This window comes from Protofrankia sp. CiP1_Cm_nod4 (genome assembly GCF_982290645.1).
On the sequence record NZ_CEVIVC010000041.1, the window covers coordinates 28,674 to 33,589 of the forward strand.

Sequence of the window (4,916 nt, forward strand, 5' to 3'; positions counted from 1 at the left end):
GGCCCTACCGCGTCCTGATCACCGGGGGTGCCCGGTCGGGGAAGTCCGCGGAAGCCGAGCGGCGGCTCGCCGCCTGGCCGGAGGTGCTCTACGTGGCCACGGCAGGCCCGGTTCCGCCGGACGACGCCGACTGGGCGGCGCGGGTGGCCGCCCACCGCACCCGCCGGCCGGCGCACTGGACGACGCTGGAGACCGCCGACCTGCCACCGCTGCTGCGCGCGGACGGCCCGCCGCTGCTGATCGACTGCCTCACCCTGTGGCTAACCGCCCACCTGGGCGAGGAGCCCCCGGCCGGGGAATGGCCCGCCGGGCTCCGGGAGCTGGTGGCCGCCTGGCGGGACACCCGCCGGCACGTGATCGCGGTGACCAACGAGGCCGGCTCCGGGATCGTGCCGGCGACCGCGCTCGGACGCCGCTTCCGCGACGCCCTCGGCCGCATCAACGCCGCGGTCGCGGCCGAATCCGACGAGGTCTGGCACGTCGTCGCCGGCATCCCCACCCGTCTGCGCTGACCCGGGTGAAAGCCGGAGAGGCGGTGGAGGTCACCGAACGTGGAAGAGCGGTCGCCATCCTCGTACCGTACGAAGCGGTCTCGGGCCACCAGCGTCTCGTCGATTCCGGCGACCTCGCTCCCGGCAGCCAGGGCATCCTGGATATCGAACCGGTGACCGCGGGTACCGGGATCCGGTTGTCGGACGAGCTCGCCGCACTGCGCGACGAGGAGTGGAGATAACGCTGATCTATCTTGATAGCAGCGCCCTCACGAAACTCGTCATTGCCGAGAGCGAGAGCGAGAGCCTACGGATCTGGCTCGCCGGGCACGCGGAGCGCAGGTTCGTCAGCAGCGCGCTGGTTCGCACCGAGTTACGGCGTGCGGTTCTCCGCATCACCGACCGTCCTGACGTCAGCCGGCCCCAGGCTCAGGCCATAGCCGGTACCGCAACAGCACTTCTACGGAAGCTCGACCAGATCAGGTTGGGCTATCCGCTGCTGGACCGGGCCGGCCAGCATCCGCCTGCGCGGCTGCGCAGCCTTGACGCGATCCACCTGGTTACCGCCGCGAGCCTCGGCCCGGACCTGCATGCCATGGTGGCTTATGATCATCGTCTTCTCGACGCCGCCCGCGACCTCGGCATAGCAGTCGCATCCCCCGGCATGTCGTGATCTGTTGTGCTCGTATGTTCTCGCATCATGCTGGCAGTGCCGGGCCACCCGGTCAGCCGCGTCCAAGTGGCTGGCGCGGGCCCTGGCGCGGGTCGGGACGGCGGCTGAGCAGCGCGTCGCATTCGGCCTTGAGGACTTCGGGGATGACCTCGACGAAGTGGTTCAGCCGCGGGTCGCGCACGAGATCCCACTGGGAGCAGACGGCGCCGTCGCGTTCGTCCCACGAGCCGATGACCAGCCGGGGCACCCGGGCGAGGACAACGGCGCCGGCCGCCATCACGCCGGGCTCGAGCGTGGTCACAAGGGTGCAGCCGTCGAGTTTCCATGTTCCGAGCGCGCGCCCAGCCCGCCGGAGCACGGTGATCTCCGCGTGGGCGGTCGGGTCGGCCGTCCGCTGCCGGTCGTGGTGCGCGGCGGCGATCTCCCGCCCGTCCGGGCCGTAGAGCACCGCTCCGACGGGCGGGTCGCCGGCCCCCGGGTCCGGCAGCGCCCGCGCCATCTCCAGGGCACGGCGCATCCACGGCTCGTACCTCCTCGCGACCACCCCCAGCCGCGCCGATTCCGTCCGCACGAGATCTGGCTGCACGAGATCTGGCTGCACGGAATCCGATTATCCTCCCCTCGTCAGGTCGCCAGCCCGCCGCGCGCACCTGCTCCATGTTCCGGTCATCCGCCATGCTCTGGTCGTCCGCCCGGCCGGCGGTATGCGATCGCGGGCGGCAGAGCCACCAGAAACCCACGGGCAATCTCATGATCGTTCCTGGACGAGCTTGCAAACCAGTACCCGTACGATGCCTGAGCCGTTCAGTATTTGTTTATGATCTCCCTAAACAAGTACTGGACGCTGAGGGGCGCGAACGTGTCACTGTTCGACGTACATGGCGATCTTGTGGAAACGCGTGCCCGTCTGCGGACACAGGTCGACGAGATCCTTGCCGCGCTGGAGTCAGGCCAGCTACCACGCCCGCACGAGCGGGAGCAGGTGGACCTCAAGGAGGAGGCCGGCCGGCGCGGCCGCCACGGTGGCGTCCTGCCCGGTGAACGCCAGAATCCGCAGGCGGTGGAACAACTGGCACGCGAGGTCCCCTGCATGGCGAACACCCCCGGCGGGGGCGCTCTCATCCTCGGCGTGGACGACACCGGCCGGGTTCCCGGCACCGAGCTGGACGTCGAATGGCTCCGCCACCGCATCTTCGAGCGCGTCGACATCGCCCCGGCCATCGAGCACAGACACCTGCGAGGCGAACGAATCCTCGTCCTGTATGTAGCCGAGACCCGTGAACCGGTCGAGGATCCCGACCGCAGGATCCGATGGCGGGTCGGCGATCACTGCGTTCCGATGGACCGCTCCGAGTGGTGGCTACACCGGCAGGAGCGGGCCGGGCTGGACGTGATGGCCGCGGCGACCGGCCGGACGATCGCGGACATCGCTCCCGGTGCCCTGCTCATGGCCCGCCGCTATCTCGCCGGGAGCGACGGCGGCGATACTGACGAGAGCGCCGAGGTGTCGGACGCCGAACTGCTGCGGCGGCTCGGCGTCCTGCGCCCGGACGGCGCGCTGACCCAGGCCGGTGTGCTCGTCTTCTGCCCGGCGTCACGGACGCTGATCGAACTGAGCCGGCTCGACGTGCCCGGCGGTGATGTTCTCAACCCGCCGGACGACCGGACGGGCGCGGCACTCCTCGAACAGCTCGCCGCGGTTGAGAACGATCTGCGCGCGTTCAACAGCGTGACCACCGTCCGGCGGGGCTTCGCCGAGATCCCGACGCGGCGGATCCCCTCGCGTTCCGTCCGTGAAGCCCTGCTCAACGCGGTCGTGCACCGGGACTGGATGCGTCCGGAGCCGGTCGTCGTCACCTGGTTCGACCATGACACCGTCATCGAGGTCGACAGCCCCGGCGGCTTTGCCGGCGGGATCACCGAGGACACCGTCCTTTCCCGCAGGTATGCCCGCTACCCGGCCCTGTCGGATCTCTTCCGCGCGCTACGGCTGGTGGAGAAGCAGGGCGTCGGCGTGGACCGCATGTACCGGGAAATGATCTCACTTGGTCACCGGCCGCCACGGATCACCGAGCTGGCCGGCCCGAACGTACGGACCCGGCTGGCCGGCGGCGCGCCGGTCCTGCCGATCATGTCCCTGATGGAGTCGGTCCAGCCGTCCGCGCGCCGACGCGACGTACGGATCGCCGTGGTTCTCCACGAGCTGCTGCACCGCCCCTTCCTCACCGTCGAGGACGCGGCGCGCGCTCTTCAGACCGACCCGGACGACGCGCGGGATGCCCTCGAGGCCATCTGTACCGCCCAAATAGACGGCAACACCATCATCGACCGCTACAAGGACGTCTGGATGCTCTCCGCCGCTGTCTTCCGCCGGCTGGAAGGCGATCCGGACACGATCGGGGAACTGGCCGGGCGTGGGCTGCTGACCTACCGGCGGCCTGGTCGCGGTGCCGCCCGGGACGTCATCGCCTCCTGGCTCGCCGCCCATGAACGCATCACCAGCGGTGACTACGCAGCCCTGACCGGCCTCACCACGGCCGGGGCGAACCGCGCGCTCGACCGGCTCGTCCCGGACCTGCTCGTCCGCGGCTCCAGCAGCGGGCGCAACGCCCACTACATCGCGGCGCGAACACGCACGGAAGTGCCAGCGGCGCACGGGGAATAAATGAAGGACGCTCCGCCCTGCCGGTGGACAGGCTCGGATACGCGGTCCCGCGCGCACGGGCACCGCCGTTCAGCGGACGGGCACCGCCGTTCAGTGGGCACCGCCGAGGTTGAGTACGATCACGCCAGCGATGATCAGCGTCACGCCGAGGACCTTCGCGACGGTGACCGACTCGTTCAGGCCGACTATCCCGATCACGACGACCAGCGCGGTGCCCAGGCCGGCCCAGATGGCGTAGCCGACCCCGACCCGCATGCCCTTCTCGACCGCCTGGGCGAGCGCGACGAACGCGAGACCGTAGGCGGCAAGGCAGCCCACGGTCGGCCACAGCCGGGTGAAGCCGTCCGTGCTCCTGATCAGGCTGGTCCCCAGGACCTCCGTCACGATGGCCAGTCCGAGGAACACGTAAGCCATGGTCAGCACCTCCTGCCTGGTATGTCCGTACTGGACAGACAAGCCCGGGCCGCGGGCCGGCGGTGGCGACCGGCGCGGCCACGGAGGCGATGTCCCCGGGCCGATGGCGCCTCCGGCCATGTTCTGAAATCGGTCGCCGACCGTGACCTCGTCGAAGCCTGCCGGGCCACCATGCGCGGCGAGCCCTTTCTCTGTCCCGGCGCGGTCAACGCCCTCATCCGCAATTATCTCGACCGGATCCGTGAGGGCGGCGGCATCCCTGAGCGGGCCATCACCGAGCGCGAGGAGGAGATTCTCAGGCTCGTGGCCGAGGGAGACAGCTCGCAGGAGATCGCCGGCCTGCTCTTCGTCAGTGTCAAGACGGTCGAACGCCACCGCGCCAACCTGCTGCAGAAACTCGGCATGAAGGACCGGCTGGAGCTCACCCGGTACGCGATCCGGGTCGGCCTGATCAAGCCGTGACCCGGCTTTACCGCGCGAGACCCGGCTTTGCCACGGCCGGCTCGTATCCCGCCCCGCCCCGGGGCTTCCGGCGCGCACCGGACAGGCCGGCGGGAACACACGGGCCCGGTTGCCGGCGGCGCGCCGGTTCCGCCGGCCATGCCGCTGGCGGAACCGCTCCAGCCCGGCGCCTGCTGGACAGGCACGGGCAGGCGGTCCCGCGTGGGCAGCC

General features: G+C 70.4%; 7 protein-coding genes. 5 read left to right on the forward strand and 2 right to left on the reverse strand.

Translation table 11 applies throughout. The features are described from left to right. The 3 genes from cobU to AC5LSR_RS10400 all read left to right on the forward strand — a co-directional run. Nucleotides 1–512 (forward strand): bifunctional adenosylcobinamide kinase/adenosylcobinamide-phosphate guanylyltransferase (gene cobU / locus AC5LSR_RS10390; RefSeq protein WP_250285810.1); only part of this gene is annotated, 512 nt, incomplete at its 5' end. A 5-nt stretch (nt 513–517) separates the two neighbouring features. Then, nucleotides 518–733: a hypothetical protein gene (locus tag AC5LSR_RS10395; RefSeq protein WP_493468387.1), complete on the forward strand. Its 216-nt coding sequence runs from the start codon at nt 518–520 to the stop codon at nt 731–733. Then, on the forward strand, nt 724–1,164 hold the full coding sequence (locus AC5LSR_RS10400) for a type II toxin-antitoxin system VapC family toxin (protein ID WP_493468388.1): 441 nt from the start codon (nt 724–726) through the stop codon (nt 1,162–1,164). Before AC5LSR_RS10395 ends, AC5LSR_RS10400 begins: the two co-directional genes overlap by 10 nt. Nucleotides 1,165–1,216: 52 nt before the next feature. Here AC5LSR_RS10400 and AC5LSR_RS10405 read toward each other — a convergent pair whose 3' ends face one another. Beyond that, nucleotides 1,217–1,765 (reverse strand): nucleoside deaminase, encoded by a 549-nt coding sequence (locus tag AC5LSR_RS10405; RefSeq protein WP_250285813.1) that lies wholly within the window; start codon nt 1,763–1,765, stop codon nt 1,217–1,219. Nucleotides 1,766–1,981: 216 nt separating this feature from the next. Between AC5LSR_RS10405 and AC5LSR_RS10410 the strand changes: the two genes are divergently transcribed. After that, nucleotides 1,982–3,829, forward strand: a complete 1,848-nt coding sequence (locus AC5LSR_RS10410; RefSeq protein WP_493468389.1) for a DUF5635 domain-containing protein — start codon at nt 1,982–1,984, stop codon at nt 3,827–3,829. A gap of 90 nt (nt 3,830–3,919) precedes the next feature. Here AC5LSR_RS10410 and AC5LSR_RS10415 read toward each other — a convergent pair whose 3' ends face one another. Then, on the reverse strand, nt 3,920–4,243 hold the full coding sequence (locus tag AC5LSR_RS10415) for a DMT family transporter (RefSeq protein ID WP_250285960.1): 324 nt from the start codon (nt 4,241–4,243) through the stop codon (nt 3,920–3,922). Between the two features lie 171 nt (nt 4,244–4,414). Between AC5LSR_RS10415 and AC5LSR_RS10420 the strand changes: the two genes are divergently transcribed. Further along, nucleotides 4,415–4,705 carry a response regulator transcription factor gene (locus tag AC5LSR_RS10420; RefSeq protein WP_250285962.1) on the forward strand — a complete coding sequence of 97 codons (291 nt, stop codon included), beginning with the start codon at nt 4,415–4,417 and terminating at the stop codon, nt 4,703–4,705. Nucleotides 4,706–4,916 lie beyond the last annotated feature (211 nt).